This is a genomic window from Microvirga lenta, from assembly GCF_020532555.1.
Classification (GTDB): domain Bacteria; phylum Pseudomonadota; class Alphaproteobacteria; order Rhizobiales; family Beijerinckiaceae; genus Microvirga; species Microvirga lenta.
Window position 1 is genome coordinate 106,036 of sequence record NZ_JAJBBR010000012.1, and the last position, 19,653, is coordinate 125,688.

General features: G+C 65.8%; 23 protein-coding genes. 15 read left to right on the forward strand and 8 right to left on the reverse strand.

The genetic code is table 11. The annotated features are described in order from the left end of the window. Positions 1-2 precede the first annotated feature (2 nt). Positions 3-158 carry a hypothetical protein gene (locus LGR44_RS17515; RefSeq protein ID WP_226741994.1) on the reverse strand — a complete coding sequence of 52 codons (156 nt, stop codon included), beginning with the start codon at positions 156-158 and terminating at the stop codon, positions 3-5. A 376-nt stretch (positions 159-534) separates the two neighbouring features. Here LGR44_RS17515 and LGR44_RS22000 point away from each other — a divergent pair, with 376 nt between their 5' ends. From LGR44_RS22000 to LGR44_RS17550, 7 genes are all read left to right on the forward strand, one after another. Then, a complete protein-coding gene (locus LGR44_RS22000) occupies positions 535-2,664 on the forward strand; it encodes a hybrid sensor histidine kinase/response regulator (RefSeq protein WP_226741995.1) in 2,130 nt (709 codons plus the stop codon). A gap of 80 nt (positions 2,665-2,744) precedes the next feature. After that, entirely contained in the window at positions 2,745-3,065 is a 321-nt protein-coding gene (locus tag LGR44_RS17525; protein ID WP_226741996.1) for a porin, read from the forward strand. A gap of 121 nt (positions 3,066-3,186) precedes the next feature. Then, the gene (locus LGR44_RS17530) at positions 3,187-4,116 is read left to right on the forward strand and encodes a succinylglutamate desuccinylase/aspartoacylase family protein (RefSeq protein ID WP_226741997.1); all 930 of its coding nucleotides are present in this window, start codon (positions 3,187-3,189) and stop codon (positions 4,114-4,116) included. Positions 4,117-4,260: 144 nt separating this feature from the next. Further along, on the forward strand, positions 4,261-4,737 hold the full coding sequence (locus tag LGR44_RS17535) for an Hsp20 family protein (protein ID WP_226741998.1): 477 nt from the start codon (positions 4,261-4,263) through the stop codon (positions 4,735-4,737). An 84-nt stretch (positions 4,738-4,821) separates the two neighbouring features. After that, positions 4,822-5,322: an Hsp20/alpha crystallin family protein gene (locus LGR44_RS17540; RefSeq protein WP_226741999.1), complete on the forward strand. Its 501-nt coding sequence runs from the start codon at positions 4,822-4,824 to the stop codon at positions 5,320-5,322. 70 nt (positions 5,323-5,392) lie between these two features. Continuing rightward, entirely contained in the window at positions 5,393-5,773 is a 381-nt protein-coding gene (locus LGR44_RS17545) for a hypothetical protein (RefSeq protein WP_226742000.1), read from the forward strand. A 118-nt stretch (positions 5,774-5,891) separates the two neighbouring features. Further along, a complete protein-coding gene (locus tag LGR44_RS17550) occupies positions 5,892-6,446 on the forward strand; it encodes a DUF2231 domain-containing protein (RefSeq protein ID WP_226742001.1) in 555 nt (184 codons plus the stop codon). A 12-nt stretch (positions 6,447-6,458) separates the two neighbouring features. Here LGR44_RS17550 and LGR44_RS17555 read toward each other — a convergent pair whose 3' ends face one another. Beyond that, the gene (locus LGR44_RS17555) at positions 6,459-6,977 is read right to left on the reverse strand and encodes an Lrp/AsnC family transcriptional regulator (RefSeq protein WP_226742002.1); all 519 of its coding nucleotides are present in this window, start codon (positions 6,975-6,977) and stop codon (positions 6,459-6,461) included. A gap of 125 nt (positions 6,978-7,102) precedes the next feature. Between LGR44_RS17555 and LGR44_RS17560 the strand changes: the two genes are divergently transcribed. Together LGR44_RS17560 and LGR44_RS17565 are read left to right on the forward strand one after the other, a co-directional pair. Beyond that, the gene (locus tag LGR44_RS17560) at positions 7,103-8,047 is read left to right on the forward strand and encodes a DMT family transporter (protein WP_226742003.1); all 945 of its coding nucleotides are present in this window, start codon (positions 7,103-7,105) and stop codon (positions 8,045-8,047) included. Positions 8,048-8,122: 75 nt separating this feature from the next. Continuing rightward, a complete protein-coding gene (locus LGR44_RS17565; protein ID WP_226742004.1) occupies positions 8,123-8,524 on the forward strand; it encodes a four-helix bundle copper-binding protein in 402 nt (133 codons plus the stop codon). 60 nt (positions 8,525-8,584) lie between these two features. On the opposite strand, the gene LGR44_RS17570 is transcribed toward LGR44_RS17565, so the two are convergent. After that, on the reverse strand, positions 8,585-9,112 hold the full coding sequence (locus LGR44_RS17570) for a DUF6790 family protein (protein WP_226742005.1): 528 nt from the start codon (positions 9,110-9,112) through the stop codon (positions 8,585-8,587). Positions 9,113-9,331: 219 nt separating this feature from the next. Between LGR44_RS17570 and LGR44_RS17575 the strand changes: the two genes are divergently transcribed. From LGR44_RS17575 to trmFO, 5 genes are all read left to right on the forward strand, one after another. Continuing rightward, a complete protein-coding gene (locus LGR44_RS17575; protein WP_226742006.1) occupies positions 9,332-10,216 on the forward strand; it encodes a calcium-binding protein in 885 nt (294 codons plus the stop codon). A gap of 216 nt (positions 10,217-10,432) precedes the next feature. After that, complete coding sequence (locus LGR44_RS17580) at positions 10,433-11,545, forward strand: mechanosensitive ion channel family protein (RefSeq protein ID WP_226742007.1); 1,113 nt, start codon at positions 10,433-10,435, stop codon at positions 11,543-11,545. Positions 11,546-11,695: 150 nt separating this feature from the next. After that, positions 11,696-11,851, forward strand: a complete 156-nt coding sequence (locus LGR44_RS17585) for a DUF1127 domain-containing protein (protein WP_226742008.1) — start codon at positions 11,696-11,698, stop codon at positions 11,849-11,851. Between the two features lie 189 nt (positions 11,852-12,040). Then, complete coding sequence (locus tag LGR44_RS17590; protein WP_226742009.1) at positions 12,041-12,616, forward strand: calcium-binding protein; 576 nt, start codon at positions 12,041-12,043, stop codon at positions 12,614-12,616. 124 nt (positions 12,617-12,740) lie between these two features. Then, positions 12,741-14,159: a methylenetetrahydrofolate--tRNA-(uracil(54)-C(5))-methyltransferase (FADH(2)-oxidizing) TrmFO gene (gene trmFO / locus LGR44_RS17595; RefSeq protein ID WP_226742010.1), complete on the forward strand. Its 1,419-nt coding sequence runs from the start codon at positions 12,741-12,743 to the stop codon at positions 14,157-14,159. Positions 14,160-14,206: 47 nt separating this feature from the next. Here trmFO and LGR44_RS17600 read toward each other — a convergent pair whose 3' ends face one another. The 5 genes from LGR44_RS17600 to yajC all read right to left on the reverse strand — a co-directional run bounded on the left by LGR44_RS17600 (position 14,207) and on the right by yajC (position 18,378). Continuing rightward, complete coding sequence (locus LGR44_RS17600) at positions 14,207-15,055, reverse strand: phytoene/squalene synthase family protein (protein WP_226742011.1); 849 nt, start codon at positions 15,053-15,055, stop codon at positions 14,207-14,209. Position 15,056: 1 nt separating this feature from the next. Then, complete coding sequence (locus tag LGR44_RS17605; protein WP_226742012.1) at positions 15,057-15,443, reverse strand: Mth938-like domain-containing protein; 387 nt, start codon at positions 15,441-15,443, stop codon at positions 15,057-15,059. A 4-nt stretch (positions 15,444-15,447) separates the two neighbouring features. Next, a complete protein-coding gene (gene secF, locus LGR44_RS17610; protein ID WP_226742013.1) occupies positions 15,448-16,386 on the reverse strand; it encodes a protein translocase subunit SecF in 939 nt (312 codons plus the stop codon). A gap of 15 nt (positions 16,387-16,401) precedes the next feature. Further along, positions 16,402-18,009, reverse strand: coding sequence for a protein translocase subunit SecD (gene secD, locus LGR44_RS17615; RefSeq protein ID WP_226742014.1), 1,608 nt, complete (start codon positions 18,007-18,009; stop codon positions 16,402-16,404). A 90-nt stretch (positions 18,010-18,099) separates the two neighbouring features. Beyond that, positions 18,100-18,378 (reverse strand): preprotein translocase subunit YajC, encoded by a 279-nt coding sequence (gene yajC, locus LGR44_RS17620; protein WP_226742089.1) that lies wholly within the window; start codon positions 18,376-18,378, stop codon positions 18,100-18,102. A 247-nt stretch (positions 18,379-18,625) separates the two neighbouring features. Here yajC and LGR44_RS17625 point away from each other — a divergent pair, with 247 nt between their 5' ends. Further along, positions 18,626-19,522, forward strand: coding sequence for an ATP-binding protein (locus LGR44_RS17625; protein ID WP_226742015.1), 897 nt, complete (start codon positions 18,626-18,628; stop codon positions 19,520-19,522). The last annotated feature ends 131 nt before the right edge of the window (positions 19,523-19,653 follow it).

The window sequence follows — 19,653 nt, forward strand, 5'->3', positions numbered from 1 at the left end:
GATCAGGCCGCCACAATATCGCGCAAGCCGCGCATCACGATCCATGTCGTGCCGAGCACAGTTACCGCTACGGTGAGGAGCCACAGCGCCTGGATGGCGTCCGACGAGGTGTGGAACTTGTTGAGCACGTCGGCCCAGACGGAATAGGGCTGGTCCATCGCAAAAAACTCCCCTTCGAGTGAGGCGACCACCAGGAGCCCTGGTGGTCGGGGAGTTGAGAAGCCGTCAGGGACGACCGCGCTGCCCTTTAGGCTTTCGCCCTGGACATGCGACAGCGCCTCCCCGGCCCTAAGGCAAGGAAGGCATCATCACGGCAGATGCTTGCCGCTACGTAAGGGGTTCTCACACCCCGGAACCGGATGCGTCCGGCTCTGCGGTCAGGCTTAGCATGGGCGTCCGAGCGGATCAAAGCGCCCTCCCCGGAACAAAACCCGAGGCGGGACGTTGTTACGGCCGAGCTTGCGTGTCCTGCGGACGGCGGATAACGGTCCGCCGCGAGAGTTTTCGCAAGACGGGGCCAGGAAGGGCTTGTTCGTGGGTCGCGTGAAGCAGAAGAGCCGAAGCATTCTGTGGCCCCTGCATGTCCTCGTCGTGGCGAGCCTGATCGGCCCCGCCCTGTTCTTCGCCTATTCGGCCTGGGCCAACCACCGACGGATCGAGCAGCAGGCGGAGGAGCGCATCGAGCGTGCGCTCGACGTGCTCCAGGAACACACCCTCAAGGCCTTCCAGACCATCGAACGGACCATCGCCGAGACCAACGAGATCCTGCGCGATCTCCCGCCGGAGGACATCCGCGCCGGGGAGGAGCGGCTTCAACGCCGCCTCAGGCAGACGCAGGACCACCTGCCCCAGATCGAGGCGATCTGGGTCTTCGACCGCTCGGGGCGTCCGCTGGTCTCGAGCACGGTCTTTCCCGTCCCGCGCAATCTCGACAATTCCGACCGGGATTACTTCAGGGCCCAGGCCGAGCAGGACGCCGGGACCTTCATCGGCCGGACGATCACGGCCAAGATCGGGGGCATCCAGTTCTTCGTGGTCAGCCAGCGGAGGCCGAGCCCCGACGGCGCCTTCGACGGCATCATCGCGATCTCGGTGCGGCCGGAGCATTTTCGCGATTTCTATGCCCGCATGTCCCAGGGAATCGCGGATTCCTTCGGGCTGATCCGCGCCGACGGCGAGTTCCTCGCCCGCTATCCGTCACGCGGTACGGAGACGATGCGGCTCAACGCCCAGAGCACCTTCGTCCAGGCGATCCGGGATGCGCCGGAGGGCGGCCAGTTCACGGCCCTGTCGCAGATCGACGGCATCGAACGCCGTATCGGCTACCGCAAGGTGCCGGGCTTCCCGGTCTATGCGCAGGTCGGCATCGAGACCGCCGCCATCTGGCGCGAACTCCGCTCCGCCATGGCGGGGCTCCTGGCCTTCGGCGTTCCCACCACCCTGGTCCTGTTCGGCCTCAGCCTCTATGCGCTGGCGCAGACGAAGAGCTTCCATGCCGAGATCGAACGGCGCCAGAATGCGGAGGCCGCCCTCAAGCAGGCCCAGCGCCTCGAAGCTCTGGGCCATCTCACCGGCGGCGTGGCGCACGATTTCAACAACCTCCTGATGGTCGTGAAGGGCAGTGTCGACCGCCTCCGGCGCTTCCCGGCTGACGAGCGGCAGAAACGCTCCCTCGACGCCATCGAGAACGCCGCCCTGCGCGGCGCCGGGCTGACGCGCCAGCTCCTCTCCTTCTCGCGCAAGCAGACGCACGAACCGGCCGTCGTGAACCTGCCGCGCTATCTCTCCGGCCTGCAGGACATGCTGCGCTCGTCCCTGCGCGGCGACATCGCGGTCGAGGTCCGGGTGCCGGACGAGACCTGGAACGTGAAGGTGGATCCGAGCGAGCTGGAACTCGCGATCCTCAACATCGCCGTCAATGCGCGGGACGCGATGCCCAACGGCGGCAGCCTGCGCATCGAGGCCCGCAACGTCTCCCTGTCCGGAGCCGATCCGCTCGACATCGGCGGCTCCTTCGTGGCCCTGAGCCTGTCCGACACGGGCAGCGGCATCCCGGCCGATCTGCTGCCGCACGTGTTCGAGCCGTTCTTCACCACGAAGGAGGTCGGCAAGGGAACCGGCCTCGGCCTGAGCCAGGTCTACGGCTTCGCCCGCCAGTCGGGCGGCACGGCGGTTGCGACGAGCGAACCTGGGCACGGCACGACCATCACGCTCTACCTGCCGCCCACCATGAAGCCGGCCACGGAAGACGCCGACCGCGCAGTCCCCGCGCCGCGCCCGGACGGACAGGGCCACATTCTCCTGGTGGAGGACAATGCGGACATCGCCGAGGTCACCCGCAGCAACCTGGAGGAACTGGGCTACCGGGTGACCCAGGCGGCGGATCCCCGCAGCGCCCTGGACGTGCTGGGCAGCGGCGCCCGGTTCGACCTCGTCTTCAGCGACATCGTCATGCCGGGAGACTCGAACGGCGTCGATCTCGCGCGGACCATCCGCGACCGGTATCCCGGCCTGCCGATCCTCCTGACGACGGGCTACAGCAGCATGGCCCAGACGGCGATGGACGAAGGTTTCCCGATCCTGCGCAAGCCTTACGACGCGGCGGATCTCGACGACAGCATCCGCCGTTCGCTCTCGGCCCGCTCCCTCGCGGGGAACGTGTGATCGCCGGGCCCCGCTGCGCCGCCCCCTCTCCTCAAGCCGCCAATCTGCGCTATCATCGCCGCAACGGAGACCGGAAAGCCATGAAGCCGCTGCCTCTCGCCCTCGCCCTTTCGGGTCTCGTCCTCGTCGCTCCCGCCCATGCGGGCCCGCGCGAGAGCGCACGCGGACCGGCGCCGAAGGCCTCCCTCTGCCCGCCGGGTTTCGCAGCGCTCCAGAACTCGACCACCTGCGTGCGCATCAGCGGCCGGGTGCGGGCCGATGCGCTGGTCGCCTCGAACCGAATCCGCGCGCTCGATGCGGTCGGAACCCAGACGAGCGGGCGCGTTCAGCTCGATGTCCGGACGCAGACGGAATACGGTCCGTTGCGGGCGGTCATCCGCGCCGAGGGTGTGCGGCGCTGACCCGGCCCGCCGGCGCTGGAGCCCTCCCTTTGGGCCTTCGAATCGTGGCCGTGATCTGCGAATGTCGGACGCTGCCTATTCGGCAAGCCCCGCACTCACGCCCCTGAACGGATTTCCGCCGATGAACACACTTCCCCCGCTGCGCACGGGTAAGCCCCGCACCGAACACGGCCACATCCGCCCGTTCGAGGGTGTCGAGATTCCGTTCGGCCTCGTCGAAGGCGCGGAACCAGGGCCGCTCCTGCTGGTGACCGCGGGAGTGCACGGCTCGGAATACTGCTCGATCGAGTCCGCCGCGCGGCTCATGCGCATGTCGCCGGAGGAGATCAGGGGAACGCTTCTCGTTCTGCCGATCCTCAACGTTCAAGGCTTCCGCAAGCGCAGCATCTACGTGATGCCGGAGGACGGGAAGAACCTGAACCGCATGTTTCCGGGCAAGCCCGACGGGACGACCAGCGAGCGCCTCGCCCACTGGCTCGTGACCGAGGTCTATCCGCAGGCCGACGCCTATCTCGACCTCCATGGCGGCGACCTGGACGAGAGCCTCGCGCCCTTCACGCTCTATCCCAAGGACTGCGAGGTCTCGAAGAACCTCGCCACCGTCTTCGGGCTGCCCGTGGCGGTCGCGGCCGGCGGCGAGGGCTACACCATCAACGCGGCCTACCGGGTGGGCGTGCCGAGCGTGCTGCCGGAGGTGAGCGGCAACGGCCTCTGGGGCGAGGACACCGTGGGCGAGATGATGGCGGGCATCCGGCGCGTCATGCACTACCTGGGCATGGTCGACGAGCCGGTATTGCCGCCGCCGCAGGTGCCGGCCTACGTCACCATGTGGGTGCCGACGGCGCCCGCCGACGGCCTGTGGTACCCGGCCAAGGACCTGTCGGAGATCGTCTGCGTCGACGACGTTCTCGGCGAGATCAGGGACGTGTTCGGCACCGTCCTCGCCACGGTGCGCTCGGAGAAGGAGGGCTTCGTTCTCTACCGCCTGACGAGCCTCTCGGTGAACAAGGGCGAGGCCCTGCTCGGCGTGGGCACGCCGCTCTCCGAGTGAGGTCCCCGGAACGCGACCGCCCCTTGCAAAAAGCCGGGTCGATTCCCATATCGGCGCTCGCCAAGGCTCGTTGAGCTTGGCGAAGCGGGCGCCGGCGGGTGTCCGGCGCTCTCGGATCCATGTTGCTCATTGGAGGATATGGCGATGAGAACCTTCGACCTCTCCCCTCTCTACCGTTCGACGGTCGGCTTCGACCGCCTCTTCGACATGATCGACCAGACGGCCCGGGTGGAGCCCCTGCCGAACTGGCCGCCCTACAATGTCGAGAAGAGCGGCGACGACCACTACCGCATCACCATGGCGGTCGCGGGCTTCGGCCCTGACGAGATCGAGATCACCCAGAAAGAGAACCTGCTGCTGGTGTCGGGCCAGAAGCATGCCGAGCAGGAGAACGTCCAGTTCCTGCATCGGGGCATCGCCACCCGCGCCTTCAAGCAGACCTTCAGCCTGGCCGACTACGTGAACGTCACGGGGGCGCACCTCGAGAACGGCCTGCTGATCGTCGATCTCGTGCGCGAGGTGCCCGAAGAGATGAAGCCGCGCCGCATCCCGATCACCAACAGCACGAGCGGCCAGAAGGTGATCGAGCACGACAAGTCCGAGCAGAACAAGGCGGCATAACACGCAGCGGCATTGCCATGCCGAACGGCGCCGGCCCATGGCCGACGCCGAGCGCATCCGCATGAACGAAAGGAGGAGAACACCATGAACATGCGCGATCTCATTCCGTGGGGTCGCAACCAGCAGACCCCGACCCGCTATCGCGACGAGGGCGATCCCTTCATGACCCTGCATCGCGAGATGAACCGGCTCTTCGACGACGTCTTCCGCGGCTTCGACATGAGCCCCTTCGGCCGCATGGCCCGCTGGCCCAGCCTGGAGGTGACGGAGACCGAGCGCGACATGCGCATCTCGGCGGAGCTTCCGGGCCTGGACGAGAAGGATGTCGAGGTTCTGATGTCCGACGGCACCCTGATCATCCGGGGCGAGAAGCGGTCCGAGACGGAGGACAAGGACCACACCTTCAGCGAGCGGTATTACGGCCATTTCGAGCGCCGCATCCCGCTGGGCTGGGATGTGGAGGAGGACAAGGTCGAAGCCTCGTTCAAGAACGGCGTCCTCACCGTGAAGCTGCCGAAACCGGCCGAGGCCGGCGCGAACGTGAAGCGCATCGCCATCAACAGGGGCGAGCGGACCAAGCACTAAGGAACCCGCTGCAGGCTCCGGGCGGAGACGCCGCCCGGGGCACGTACCTTGCGCGACGAGGAGGGATGATTTGGAACAGATCGGGAGCACCATCGACGCAAGACCTGACATGACCGGGCACGGCCATCCGGAAGACCTCTGCCGTCCCTCGTTCCTGGACGCGCTCCTGGACCCCGCGGCCGTCTTCCGTCACCCGGCCGAAGTGGTGGATCACCCCTGGTTCACAGACGAGGAGAAGCGCACGATCCTGCTCTCCTGGGTCCGTGACGAGCTGGTCATCGAGCAGGTGTCCAAGGGCGCGGCCCCGGATCTGACGCCGAGGTCCCGGATCGACGACGTCATCGAGGCCCTGTCCCGTTTCGACCCCTGCGCAGCGGGCGAATACCTCTCGGCCGCCGCCTCGATCAGGGCGCGTCATCTACGGGGATTCAGGCGCAGGAGCGCCAACTGACGCATGTCTCATGCCACTCCCCATGGTCGAAATCCCGCCGTGGGGAGTGCTCCGAATGCCACCCGGAACGAAAGCTTCACCGCCGCATTTTCACAGGAAATCGCAGACGGAGGCTCCTATGGGTCAGTTTCATCGGCATGGGGTTGAAAGCACGGCGTCCATCGCCAAGCATCCGCTCCATCACATGCTCGTCGTCTTCCCCATCGCTTTCCTGATCGGCGCCTTTGCGAGCGACATCGCCTTCCGCAGCACGGCGGATACGTTCTGGGCACGAGCGTCCTTCTGGCTCCTCCTGTCGGGCATCGTCACCGCCCTGGTCGCGGCCATTCCGGGCTTCATCGACTTCATGTCCATCGACCGCGTCCGCAACATCTGGGTTTCCTGGACGCACATGATCGCGAACCTGGTGGTCGTGGGCCTTGCCGCGCTCAACCTTTGGCTTCGCTGGGACGATCCCGCGGCAGGCATCCAGAACTGGGGCCTGACGATCTCCGGGATTACGACCGCGCTGCTGTTCTTCAGCGGCTGGCTCGGAGGCGAGCTCGCCTACCGCTATCGGATCGGCGCAATCCGCGACGAGAGCCCGAAGGTCGAGCAGTTCCACGTGGAGGTCGAGCGGGACCGTGTCGGCAGAGCCGACACCGCCGGACATTCCACCGTCCGCCGCCTGTGACGGGCCGCCCAATCAGTCGCAATCCCCCACGGCTTCCCTGCCCCCCGCCTCGCGCTTGAGGTGGGTCAGCGGCAGGGGACCGTCCGACTTCACGCGCGTGAGCGCGAAGTTGGAGCGGATGTCGCCGATCATGGGCAGCGTCAGGAGTCTTTCCGTCAGCAGGCGCTCGTAGACCTTCAGGTTCGGAACCACGATCTCGGCGATGAAATCCGCCGTGCCGGAAACCATGTGACAGGCCACCACCTCCGGCATGGCCTCCAGCGCTTCCTGCAAGGCCCTGGCGTTGTCGCGCGAGTGCTTCTCCACCTTGATCTCGACGAAGACCGTCAGCCCGAGTCCGACCGAATCCCGGTCGAGCACGGCGCGGTAGGTGCGGATGAATCCGTCCCGCTCCAGGCGTCGGACACGGCGCAGGCAGGGGGACGGCGACAGGCCGACCTGGTCCGCCAGCTCATTGTTGGTAAGGCGCCCGTCCGACTGGAGGGCGCGCAGGATCTTCAGATCGATGGCATCGAGATTGATGTAGGGCATCGGCTCGTCCGGGGGCTATCAGGCGCAATTTCCTGCCAATATCGAAGCACGATGAGGCACGAATTCGCAAGGACATGCCCCGGCCTGCAATCGTATGCTCGGAGCATCCGCAATGGAGGTCTGCCATGTCCGAATCCGCATCCGTCCATGCCGTCCCCGGTCGCGCCGGCCGGGACCGCAGTTCCCTCCCCGGTTGGCTCGCGGCCTTCGCCACCGTGACCATCTGGGCCGTCTGGATGGTCGGCACGCGTCACGCGGTGACCAACGACCTTCCGCCTGTCGTCGTCGGTCTGCTGCGCTTTGCCGTACCGGCTCTCGTGCTCGCCCCCATCGTCTGGCGCACGGGCCTGTTCCCCAAGGGGCTCCCACCGCTCGTAGGGCTTGCGCTCCTCGGCTCGGGGGCGCCGTTCTTCCTGGTCGTCGCCCTGGGAATGCAATTCGCCCCGGCGGCGGAAATCGGCCCGCTCCTGCCGGGCACCATGCCGCTCTTCGTGGCCCTGATCGGCTGGCTCGTCTTCGGGGAACGCCTGGGGCGGCTGCGGATCGTGGGCTTCGGGCTGATCCTCGTCGGCGTCGCCCTGATCGGCGGACGCGGGCTGCTCGACCCAGCGGGAGGCGCATGGCGCGGCCATCTGCTGCTTCTGAGCGGGGCCTGCCTGTGGGGCATCTACACCCATGCCTATCGCCGCTGCGGATTGTCGGCCCTCCAGGCCGCCGCGCTGATCGGAACCTGGTCGTTGCTGCTGCTCGTGCCGTTCGGAGCACCGAAACTGGCGACTGCCCTCGCGAACGGCCTCGCGGGCCCGGTGCTGCTGCAGGCCCTCCTGCAGGGGTTCATGTCGGGAGTGCTCGGGATCGTGCTCTACGGTTTTGCCGTCGACCGGCTCGGCGCCTCCCGCGCCGCGGCCGTCTCGCCGCTGGGTCCGGTCCTGGCCGCCCTGATCGCCATTCCCGTGCTGGGAGAAAGTCCGGATGCGGTGGCGGTCGCGGGCATTGCGGCGGCGGCGACGGGGGTCGCCCTGGCGAGTGGCGTGCTTTCCCCGAACGGCGGCTCCAGGAACCATCCCTAGGCCGCATGGTTGGCGTCCAAGGGCTCCGGGTCCTTTGCGCCGGAGCAGCCTTCCCCGCCAACATAGGAGACTTTCATGCATGCTCACGAGATGATCAGCACGCATCCCCACGTGAAGGGCAGCACGAACGACGTGCTGATCCGCTGCATCGAAGAGTGCTTCGACTGCGCACAGATCTGCACGTCCTGCGCCGATGCGTGCCTGGGCGAGTCGATGGTCCAGAACCTGACCCAGTGCATCCGTCTGAACCTGGATTGCGCGGATGTCTGCAACGCGACCGGCACGATCGCGACCCGGCGGACCGGCTCCAACGAGGAGGTCATCCGTCTGATGCTCAATGCCTGCATGACCGCCTGCCGCGTCTGCGGCGAGGAATGCCAGCGCCATGCCGAGATGCACGAGCATTGCCGCATCTGCGCCGAAGCCTGCCGCCGCTGCGAGCAGGCCTGCCGGCAGGCCATGGACAGCATGGCCTGAGCTTGGCGCCGACCACCGGAGAAGGGCCGGACGCCGGCCCTTCCAGGGGCTGCCGCGAAGCTATCGGTATGCGCTGACGGCGGGCGAGAGACCGTGCTCCCGCCGCATCCAGAGCAGCGCCAGGCCGATGAGCGGGATGAAGATATCCGTATAGAAGATCACGCCTGCATTGCCGGGGGCATAGTTGTGCGCCTCGACCATCTGCACCGCGTGGCCCACGGCGGCGCCCCAGAGGAAGCAGGCCGGCCCCAGGATCGCCGCAAGCCGCGCTCCGAAGCTCCCCTTGAAGGCAAGGAACCCGACCACGGAAAATCCGAGGCTGGCGAAGCCGACTTCCTTCTGGAACGGACTGGTCTGCCACCCAATGAAGGAGGCCGCCATCTCGGAGAAGAAGACGTGCATGATGAAGTTGTAGAGGAAGCTGACGCCTAGGGAGAAGAACAGGAACCACGACAGCAGCGCCTCGACCACGACGCCACGGCTCCAGGGGCGCGGATGGCGCATGAGCGACACCGTCGCGGCGATGAGGCCGACGACGAAGAGCGTCAGCGTGAAATTGCTGAAAAGAAACGTCATGACCTGCTGCATGTGCACCCCTCCCGTCATGTGGCCTGCTATTGGCGGGGACTGTGAAGCCTCGCCGCGCTTCCTGCAATGGGGCGGGCGGCGACATGGTTAGCCCCGGCCAAGCACCGCCCGATTCCCAAGTGGCGATCCTGAACAGGGGAACTTGGCCATGTACAGATTGAGTTCACGTTTACCTTCATAGGATAGCGTTACTTCAGTTCCCCTCAGAAGAGCGCTGCAATGGCCATTTTTCAGGCTTTCAATATCGCCGGCATCGGCTTCGACATGTCGACGACGAGCAGTTCCGGATGGGCCTTCATGAGACCCGATCCCTACGTCACGACGGATCTGGTCTTCGACGACGGCGAACTCGCGATTTTCGACGTCTTCGGCAGCGACTACATCGACCGTTTCAGCGCCCGGTACTGGAGCGACGGCTACGATATCGTCGTCGACGACCTGATCTACGAGGATGACGGCTATCAGGTTCTGTCGATCCGGGACCTGGATCTCCAGACCACGATCGCGGATCTGGAGGCCAACGCCTGGTTCATCAGGCTCAACGGCGGCAACGACCGGTTCTACGGCAACGACTATGCCGATCTCATCCGGGCGGGGCGAGGCAACGATATCGTCAGGGCCTATGGCGGCGACGACACCGTTTATGGCGATTCCGGCAAGGACAAGCTCTACGGCCTTTTCGGAGACGACGATCTCTACGGCGGCAGCGGACGCGACACGCTCAGCGGCGGCTCCGGCAAGGACTATCTGAGCGGGGGCGCCGACAGCGACAGCCTCACGGGCGGCGCAGGAGAAGACTATTTCGTCTTCGACGTTCGGCCGCGGACGGGAAGCGTGGACAAGATCACCGATTTCTCCGTTCGCGACGACACCATCATGCTCGACAGCCGCGTGTTCTCCCGGGCGGGGGCCGACGGGTGGCTTTCGGACGCCGCCTTCGCAACCGGGTCGGCGGCCCGGGATTCCTCCGACCGGATCATCTACAACAAGCAGACCGGCGCCCTGCTCTACGATCCGGACGGGGCCGGAGGCGCCTCGGCGGTGCGCTTCGCCCAGCTCAAGGCCGGGCTCTCCCTGGCAAGCGACAACTTCTACATCGTCTGACCTGTCGCCCGACTCCGGGTCCCGAACAGCCCTGGCCTCCAGGGCTGTTCTCATGTCTGCGTCGTGACGCCGCAGAGCACCGCCTCGCTACGCTTCCTGATGCCCGGACCCGTCGCCGAGCAAGGAATCCCGCTCGCGACGGGGCATTCCCGGCACGGACGGCCCGCCGGAACACCTGCCGCGACGTTGCGTTGCGCCTCCATGCAGAGCATTACGGTGACGATAACCGACGCATTGGCGCGGTGGCAGGATCTTTGGCCCGACTGGCTGGTCAACCTCGTTTTCCTTCTGGTCTCGGGCCTCCTGCTGCTCTTTCTCCATTCGGTTCTCCTCCACCTGGTTCGCTTCGCCGTGCAGGGCCGCCTGTCGGAATTCGGGCGAAAACTGCTGCGGCGCATCGGTCCGCCCTCGCGTCTCGGCCTCCTTGTGGTGGGGCTCGGCCTGATCATTCAGGCGCTGCCGAACCGCGGCAGCAGCTATGACCTGGTCGAATGGGGACTGCTCTTCGGCTTCATCATCTTCCTGGGATGGAGCGCCATCACCATCGTGAACACCGCGGCGGACCTTTACCTGCGGCAGGCGAAGCAGGATTCCGAGGACAGCGTGCTCACACGCAAGCTCCTGACGCAGGTGCGTCTGCTGCGGAGAGTCGTCGTGATCGTCATCGGGTTCCTGACCCTCTCCGCGATGCTGATGACGATTCCGTCCGTGCGGCAGTACGGCGTCAGTCTTTTCGCCTCCGCAGGCGTCGCGGGCCTGGCCGTGGGCTTGGCGGCCCGTCCCGTCCTGTCCAACCTCATCGCGGGCGTCCAGATCGCCATCACGCAGCCGATCCGGCTCGGGGACGCGGTCCTGGTCGAAGGCGAGTTCGGCAATGTCGAGGACATCCAGACGACCTACGTGGTCATCCGCCTCTGGGACTGGCGCAGGCTCGTGGTGCCCCTCTCCTATTTCATGGAAAAGCCGTTCCAGAACTGGACCCGCCAGTCGGCCTCGGTGATCGGCACGGTCTTCTGGTACGTCGATTATTCCACCCCCGTCGAGGCGGTGCGGGCGAAATTCCTGGACCTGCTGAAGGAATCGCATCTCTGGGACGGCGAGGTCGCCGTCATGCACGTTTCCGACGCCAACGACCGCACCATCGAGCTGCGCGGTCTCATGAGCGCCCGCTCGGCCGGAACCTCATGGGACCTCCGCTGCGAGATCCGGGAGAAGCTGATCGCATGGCTCCAGGAGACCTACCCTCACGCCCTGCCGCGGACCCGCCTGGAAATGGAGAAGGCCACGACGACCCTGCTCCCCAGCATGTCCTCACCGCAACAGAGTTAACGCGGCTTTAGCCTGCCATGCTACTAAAGCATAACAGGCTTACATTATTACCGCTCCTCGCAGGCGATGTCCGCACTTATATGCTGCATTGCACACGCAAGAACAAAGGCCACCGGCCAGACCGGGCCGGTTAACTGTTAGGAGCTCCTCATGTTCGTGTCTTACATCCTGTCTAAAGTCCGCGCTTACCTGCGTTATCGGGAGACGGTCCGTGAGCTTTCGCTGCTCTCCGACCGCGAGCTCGACGATCTCGGCATCTCGCGCTTCCAGATCGAGAACATCGCCCGCGAGCACGCTGCCGCGTAAATAATTGCTGCATTGCAGCATATGCCTCGCCCGCCCCTTCGGCGGGCGTTTGCATGTCTGGACGGAAACGGGTGCTTTTCATCTGTCCCGGATCCGGGATGTGTCATGTTATCACATTAAACCATATGACTTTTGAAGCCATCCTGTTCGTGCGCGCCAATACGGCGCGTTCAAAAGCACGAGACAAAAATGGCTTTCAAGAAGATCAGTACCAAGGGGCATTCTCCATTCGGCCTCACTCTCGATGGAGAAGGCTTCTACTTCAAAGGAAATTCCGCTGCGGATGTCATCGTCGGCAGCCGAAAGGATGACTACCTGATCGGCGCCAGCGGCAATGACCGCCTCAGCGGCGGCGCCGGCGGCGATCTTCTCAATGGAGGCGCCGGCAACGATGTGCTCAGGGGTGGCGCCGGAGTCGATCACTTCGTGTTCAGCACGAATCTCGATACGGCCGGCGTCGACCGGATCACTGACTTCAGGGGCAGGATCGGTGAGAAGATCATGCTCAATGCCTATGTCTTCGAGGCAGTCGAGGTCTCGCCAAAACTTCCGGTCGATGTGGATGCCAGGGACAGAGGCGGTCTCGCCGCTTCGAACTTCGTCGTCGGCAAGAGCGCCCAGGATGCGAGCGATCGTATCGTCTATGATCAAGAGACGGGTGCGCTCTACTACGATGCAGACGGCAACGGCGCTGCCGCCGCTGTCCAGTTCGCTCAGTTTCGAGCGGGCACCGTGTTGAAGGCCGATTACTTCCTGGTCTTCTGACGAACATCAAGGGAGTCCATTCCCGGTTTGGGAATGGACTCTCCATCGACGTTTCGTCAGCGTTCCAAGTCACTAGGTTTGAAATGTGGTTGATTGGCGGACCCGCGCTCGCTACTTCAGTCGCATGAACAATTTCGACCCCATTCACGTCATCGGCGGCGGCCTTGCCGGATCCGAGGCCGCCTGGCAGATCGCCCAGGCTGGCGTTCCCGTGATCCTGCACGAGATGCGCCCCGTGCGCGGCACCGATGCCCATAAGACCGACGGCCTTGCGGAGCTGGTCTGCTCCAATTCCTTCCGCTCGGACGACGCCGAGACCAACGCGGTCGGCCTTCTGCACCAGGAGATGCGCACGCTCGGCTCCCTCATCATGGCCAAGGGCGATGCCAACCAGGTTCCGGCCGGCGGTGCGCTGGCGGTGGACCGGGACGGGTTCTCCGAGGCGGTGACGGCTGCGCTGGAGGCTCATCCCCTCATCACCATCGAACGCGGCGAAGTGGCCGGGCTTCCGCCGGAGGATTGGTCGTCGGTAATCGTCGCCACCGGCCCTCTTACTTCTCCGGCCCTCGCCGAGGCGGTTCTCGGCCTGACCGGCGAGAAGGAGCTGGCCTTCTTCGACGCCATTGCGCCCATTGTCTACCGCGAATCCATCAACATGGACGTGGCCTGGTTCCAGTCCCGCTACGACAAGGCAGGACCCGGCGGCACCGGCGCCGATTACATCAACTGCCCGATGAACAAGGAGCAGTACGAGGCCTTCATCGACGCGTTGCTCGCGGGCGACAAGACCGAATTCAAGGCATGGGAGGCCAACACCCCCTATTTCGACGGCTGCCTGCCCATCGAGGTCATGGCCGCCCGGGGCCGCGAGACCCTGCGCCACGGCCCCATGAAGCCCGTCGGCCTCACCGACCCCAACAATCCCACGGTGAAGCCCTATGCCATCGTGCAGCTGCGCCAGGACAACGCCCTCGGCACCCTGTTCAACATGGTCGGATTCCAGACCAAGCTGAAATACGGCGAACAGGCCCAGGTCTTCCGCATGATCCCGGGACTGGAGAATGCCGAGTTCGCCCGTCTCGGAGGCATTCACCGCAACACCTACCTCAACTCGCCGAAGCTGCTCGACCCGACGCTGCGCCTGAAGGCGATGCCGCGCCTGCGCTTCGCCGGGCAGATCACCGGCTGCGAGGGCTATGTGGAGAGCGCTGCCGTCGGGCTCATGACCGGTCGCTTCGCCGCCGCCGAGCGGCTCGGCCGCACGGTTCCGCCCCTGCCTTCCACGACGGCGCTGGGCGCACTCATCAACCACATCACGGGTGGTCACATCGAGACCATCGACGAGGGGCCGCGCTCCTTCCAGCCGATGAACGTCAATTTCGGCCTGTTCCCGCCTCTCGCCACCGCCCCCAAGTCCGAGGACGGCAAGCGCCTGCGCGGACCGGCCAAGGCCATTGCCAAGAAGAAGGCGTTGACCGACCGGGCGCGGGCTGACCTAGCGGAATGGCTGGCCGGGACTGCGATGCCGCAGGCGGCAGAGTGACGACGGCAGAGAGCGGCTGAAAGCGGCGTCTCTCCCATCGCGATCCGTCAGAACGTTCCCCGCCACAGCGCCAGAATCCGGCGCCATTGCGGAAGATCGATCTGGCTGTGCAGCGGGTCGTAATCCTTCCGCTCCATGGCCTTCAGATAAGGTTCCACCAGCGCCAGATGGCGGAAGGCCGGCAGGGCCGCGGCCGGAATCGTCCGGCGCAGGGTCCTGACCTGCGCCAGATGCCGCCGGGCGACGGCCCGCATGTCGGCCAGGGCGCTGTTCAGCCCGGGACCGCCGCGCCCCGACACCACGTCTTCCCGCACCACCCCGTGACGGGCGAGAACTTCCTCGGGAACAAAGAGCTGCCCCTGACGGGCATGCCAGGGAAACGCCCTCAGGAGACCCGTGATCGCATAGGCCACGCCCGCATGGCCCGCGGCATCGGCCGTTCCGGGATCGGAGCCGTCCGTGAGGATGATGCTCGCGAGCTGAATCAGGCTCGACGAGGTCTCCCCGCCATAGCCTTCCAGGTCGTTCAGGCTCGGCATGGGGTCGTCGTAGAGATCGAAGATCCGCGCGTCGATGAGCGTGACGAGGGCGTGGCGCGGCAGGCGGAACTTGACGATGGTGTCGTCCAGAGCCGCTGCCACGGGATTGGCGCGGACATCGCCCCGGCTCTCGCCCTGCAGGGCATCGCGCCACCATTGCAGCCGGATCTCGCCGAGCATCGCTTCCCGCACCGAGTCCCGCACGCGTGCGATCTCGAAGTTGAAGGCATAGAGCGCGTGAAGGTGCGGACGTTTGTCGGGCGGGGCGAACAGGCTGGCCCAGTAGCGGTCGGGATCGCCCTCGCGCACGAGGGATTCGCAATGGGTGAAGGCGAAATCGCCGCCGTTTTCCGCCATGTCACGGCACCGCGATCAGAGCGGCGCCGACCCGGCGGTTCTCCGCGAGCAGGATGTTGTAGGTCCGCGCGGCCGCACCCGTCTGCATGACGTCGAGACCGATCCGGGCCTCGCGGAAACGCAGGCGGAACCGCTCCGGAATGGCGGCGATGTCCGCGCCCGTGCCGAGGAGGAGCAGCTCGAGGGCGTCTCCTTCCGCGAAGATGGGAGCGAGCGACTCGGTCGTCAGCTCCGTAATGGTATCGATGGGCCAAGCCCTGACGCCGGAGGGCAGCACCAGGATCGAGCCGCGATGGGACATGTCCGCGAAGCGGAAGCCGCCATTGCCGTAGGCATCGATGGGGAAGCGCCCCGGCACGAACCCGTCGTAGAGGCGGCCGCCGCTCATGGCCTCACTCCGCGGCGGCTTTCGCGCTGGCAGCCGGAGCCTCGATCTCCGCGCCCTCCCTGAGCCCGAAATAGACCAGGATCGGCGCGGCGATGAAGACGGACGAATAGGTGCCGACGATGAGGCCGAAGAGGATCGTGTAGGAGAAGCCCCTCAGCACCTCGCCGCCGAACACCGCGAGAGCAATGACGGCCAGGGCGGTGGAGAAGCCCGTGATGATGGTGCGCGTCAGCGTTTCGTTGATCGCCTGGTCGAGCAGCACTCCGACCGGCACCTTCTTGTACTTGCGCATCGTCTCGCGGATGCGGTCGTACACGACCACCGTGTCGTTGAGCGAGTAGCCCATGATGGTCAGGATCGCGGCGATCGAGGTCATGTCGAACTGGATCTGCGTGACGGCGAAGAAGCCGATGGTGAGGACGATGTCGTGCAGCGTCGCCACCACGGCGCCGATGGCGTATTGCCACTCGAAGCGGAACCAGAGATAGGCCAGGATCGCAAGCAGCGCGAGAATGACGCCGAGCGTACCCGACTGAACCAGCTCGCCTGAGACGCGGGGGCCGACGACTTCGATGCGGCGGAACTCGTACTCGTTTCCGAAGGTCTCGCGCATCCGCGAAACCACCATCTGCTGCCCCTGCTCGCCGCCGGGCTGCAGCTCGATCCGGACGGACACTTCGCGTCCGTCGCCGAAGCCCTGAACCTCGGCAGAGCCGAACCCGAGAGCGCCCGCACGCTCGCGGATGGAGCCCACATCGGCCATGCCGTTCACGGCGCGCATCTCGATGAGCGTGCCGCCCTTGAAGTCGATGCCGAAGCTCATCCCGACAGCGAAGAACAGGACGACGGTGAGAAGCGACAGGATAGCGGACAGCGGAAAGCTCACGCGCCGGTAGCGCATGAACTCGTACTTGGTATTGGTCGGGAAATAGCGGATCAGCATGGGAGAGCCCATCCTTTAAAAGTTGATCGCCTTGGGCCGGGTGAAGTGATACCAGCCGGCAATCATGAGGCGCGTGACCGTATAGGCCGTGAAGACGGTGGTGATCACGCCGATGGACAGGGTGACCGCGAAGCCGCGCACGGGGCCCGTGCCGAGGAAGAAGAGAATGCCTGCCGCAAGCAGGGTGGTGAAGTTCGCGTCGAGAATGGTCCCGAGTGCGCGGCCGAAGCCCTGGTCGAGCGACGACACGGCGGAGCGCCCGAGCCGCGCCTCCTCGCGGATGCGCTCGTAGATGAGCACGTTCGAATCCACCGCCATGCCGATGGTCAGCAGGATGCCCGCGATGCCCGGCAGCGTCAGCGTCGCGCCCATGACGGACATGACGCCGAGGATGAGCGCCACGTTGATGGCGACGGCCGCCACCGCGATGATGCCGAGAAGGCCGTAGCTCGCGATCATGAAGGCCGCGACGAGGACGGAGCCGATGATGACGGCGGTCCGGCCGGCCTCGATCGAATCCTGCCCGAGGCCCGGCCCGACCGTCCGCTCCTCGATGATCGTGAGCTTGGCAGGCAGTGCGCCCGCACGGAGCAGGACGGCGAGATCATTGACCTGCTGAACCGTGAAGCGGCCGGAGATCTGGCCCTGGCCGCCCGTGATCGGCGACTGGATCGTGGGCGCGGAAATCACCTCGTTGTCGAGCACGATGGCCAGGGGCCGGCCCACGTTTTCGGAGGTGGCCTGACCGAAGCGCTGCGCGCCGCGGATGTTGAAGCGGAAATTCACGATGGGTTCGTTGGTGCGGCTGTCGAAGGCCGGCTGGGCATCCGTCAGGTCCGCGCCCTCGGCGATGACCCGGCGCTCGACCGGAACTCGCTGGCCGCCCTCCTCACGCATGGGAAGCATGTCGACATCGCCCGTGCTCTGCTGGGCGAGAAGGCGGAACTCGAGCTTCGCGGTGCGGCCCAGGAGCTCCTTGAGCCGCTGCGGATCCTGCAGGCCGGGCACCTGCACGAGGATGCGGTCCGCGCCCTGGCGCTGGATGTTGGGCTCGGTGGTGCCGGTGACGTCGACACGACGACGGACGACCTCGATGGACTGGTCGACGGCGCGGCGGATCCGCTCGTTGAAGCCGGCTTCCGTATAGGTCAGCGCGATCACGCCCTCGGGGGTGGTGGAAATCTCGATATCCGTGCCGCCGGTCTGCCCCAGAACCGCGTTGCCGGTCGGCTGTGCCAGCTCGCGCAGGCGCGGCAGGAGGCGCTCGCGGTCGGCGGGATCGGGCACGCGCACCTGCACTCCGCGCGGCGTGAGCTGGATGCCGCCCTGAGGAGCGACGCGGGCTTCGCGCAGGATGCGGCGGACGTCGTCGCGCATCAGCGCGACCTGGGTCCGCAGGAGGTCCTGTGCGTCCACTTCCAGCAGGACGTGGGAGCCGCCCTGCAGGTCGAGGCCGAGAGAGATGGCGTGGGTCGGGACGAGCCAGGACGGCACCCAGCCGGGGATGGAGTTCTGGAAGGCTTGGCGCTGCTCCTGCGTCATCAGGCTCGGCACGGCGAGGTACATGCCGATGAGGACGGCCGCAATGATAGTGAAAACCTTCAACTTCGAGAAGCGCAGCATCGGCAGCTCAACCTTTCCCAAACTCTTCGCCGCATCGTGCTGCGGCGGACCGGCCCTCCGGACGGAAGTCTCGGAGGGCAGGCCATGTCATCAGGCCTTGACCGGCTCGCTCTTGGTGCGAACCTCGGCGATCATGGACCGGGCCACCTTGACCTTCACGCCCTCGGCGATCTCGACCTCGATATCGGCCGAATCCTCCAGAACCTTCGTCACCTTGCCGATGATGCCGCCCGAGGTGACCACCGTGTCGCCGCGACGGACGTTCTTGATCATCTCCTGGTGCTCGCGCACCCGGCGCTGCTGAGGCCGGATGATGAGGAACCACATGATGACGAAAATGAGGATGAACGGAACGAACTGGAGAATCATCTCCGTTCCGCCCCCGGCGGGGGCCCCTTGCGCGAAGGCGGGTGTGATGAACAAGCGGCTCTCCATGGATAAAGGCGCGTGGCGGGCGCAAGCAGCGCCCACCCGCGCCATAGGGGACTAGAAGCGGGGCGGAATATACCCATCGACTCCACGAAATCAATGAAGTTGCGGGGATTTCCAGAGGTTGCGTCGATGGACGCCCCCTCGCTTCCGCGCTAAGCAGCCCTGTCACGGGTTGCAGATCGACATGCCACATACGCCTTCGGACTCCCTTACCCCCCTCTCCTCGCCTGAGACCTTGAGCCTTCTGAAACGCATCGCCGATGCGCTGGAGCGCATGGCCCCGGCTGCTATGCCGCAGGCCGATTTCGGGGCCGCGGACGCCTTCGTCTGGCAGGCGGCAGCCCGGCGGCTGTCTCCGGTCCCCAAGGTCAGCCGCGTCGAGATGAGCCTGCTGCGCGGGATCGACCGGGTCCGGGACACCCTGGCCGAGAACACCCAGCGCTTCGCCAAGGGACTGCCTGCCAACAACGCCCTGCTCTGGGGCGCGCGCGGCATGGGCAAGTCGTCCCTCGTGAAGGCGGTCCATGCGGAGATCAACGCCACGCGCCCTGCCGAATCGCGCCCTCTCAAGCTCATCGAGATCCACCGCGAGGACATCGAGACCCTCCCGGACCTGATGGCGCTGCTCCGGTCCGACCCGCACCGGTTCATCATCTTCTGCGACGATCTCTCCTTCGATGCCGACGATACCTCGTATAAGTCGCTCAAGGCGGTGCTGGAAGGCGGGATCGAGGGACGTCCCGACAACGTGATCTTCTACGCCACCTCGAACCGGCGCCACCTGCTGCCGCGGGACATGATGGAGAACGAGCGCTCGACGGCGATCAATCCGGGCGAGGCGGTGGAGGAGAAGGTGTCCCTGTCGGACCGGTTCGGTCTCTGGCTCGGCTTCCACAAATGCAGCCAGGACGAATATCTCGACATGGTCTTCGGCTATATCGACCACCTCGGGATCGAGGGAGACCGGGACGCCTTCCGCGCCGAGGCCCTGGAATGGGCGACGACGCGCGGCGCGCGCTCCGGCCGCACGGCCTGGCAGTTCATCCAGGATCTCGCGGGCCGCCTGGGCCGGCCGATCTAGGATCCTGGCCCCTGCCGACACCCGGGGGTGGCACGCATCCAAAACGGCAAAGGGACGGCGGCTGAGCTCCGCCGTCCCCTTCCTTGATCAGCAACGGGTCTCGAGGGCTGATCGAACCGGGAATTTCTGAA